This is a genomic window from Streptomyces sp. NPDC002265 (assembly GCF_040296125.1).
Taxonomy (GTDB): Bacteria; Actinomycetota; Actinomycetes; order Streptomycetales; family Streptomycetaceae; genus Streptomyces.
This window is the reverse complement of sequence record NZ_JBEOWS010000728.1, coordinates 1-1,016: the sequence shown is the minus strand read 5'-3', so window position 1 is coordinate 1,016 and position 1,016 is coordinate 1. Positions and strand designations below refer to the sequence as shown.

At 68.4% G+C, this 1,016-nt stretch carries 1 protein-coding gene; it reads right to left on the bottom strand.

From position 1 onward, the window contains the following. Positions 1–38 precede the first annotated feature (38 nt). Positions 39–620 carry a TetR/AcrR family transcriptional regulator gene (locus ABT085_RS46590; RefSeq protein ID WP_351623334.1) on the bottom strand — a complete coding sequence of 194 codons (582 nt, stop codon included), beginning with the start codon at positions 618–620 and terminating at the stop codon, positions 39–41. Positions 621–1,016 lie beyond the last annotated feature (396 nt).

Below are 1,016 nucleotides of genomic sequence, written 5' to 3'. Positions count from 1 at the left end.
GCCGTGGGGTGCCTCGCCTGGGTCCGGTACGGGCAATTTCAGCCGAGAGCGTCGAGGGCGACCTCTGCGACTGCGGCAAGCGAGGCCCGGTCGGGGTTGATGGCACCCAGCACCCGCAGCCCGTGGAGCGTCGCGACGAGATACCGCGCGAGGTCGCGGGGGCGGCGGCCGGCGGGCAGTTCGCCCTTCGACCGGGCCTCCACGATGACCTCGTACAGCGCGTCCTCGATTGAGGTGGTCGTGACGCGCACATGGGCGGCGACCTTGGGATCATGGGCGATGCGCTCCATCGCGGCACCCACGATGAGGCAGGCCTTGCGGTTGCCGTCCTCCACGATCGTATCGACGGTGCCGAGCAGGACCTCACGGATCAGCTCGCGCGCCGGGGCACCGGCGCGCAGGATGTCGACCAGGGGCACGGCGTGCATCTCGCGGTAGCGATCCATGGCGGCGAGATACAGCCCCTCCTTGCTGCCGAAGGCGGCATAGAGCGACCCTCGCCCCACTCCGGTGGCCGCCACCAGGTCCTGCACGGACGTGCCCTCGTAGCCCTTGGCGCGAAAGGCGTCCATCGCCGCCTCCACCACCACTTCGGTGTCGAACTCTCTGATCCTGGCCATGCCGGCCAGGGTATCCGAATCAGGAATGATCAGTCAATTACCACTGTGAGCCGCAGGTGCCTCCAGCACAGCAGGTAATTCGCCGCCCGCCCGGCGCCAGGATGGACCCTTCTTGACTCTTCATTCCAGATAGTGTCCACTGGGGAACGCGGCCAGGGAGACAGCAGCAGTCCGGTCTCCGGCCGCCCCCTTACCCAGGGCATTCGCCCGCCCGGACACGCACCCCGGACACACGCACACCCGGTCACCCGGTCACTCGCAGGAGCAGGCACATGAGCACCATCGGTATCGGCATCATCGGCGCAAGCCAGCACGGCTGGGCCTCGATCAGCCACGTCCCGGCGCTCAAGGCGCTGCCGGACTTCGAACTGCGCGCGATCAGCACCTCCCGCCAGG

Coding starts and splice junctions, on each gene's coding strand:
- ABT085_RS46590 (WP_351623334.1), bottom strand. CDS start 620: ATGGCCAGGATCAGAGAGTTCGACACCGAAGTGGTGGTGGAGGCGGCG.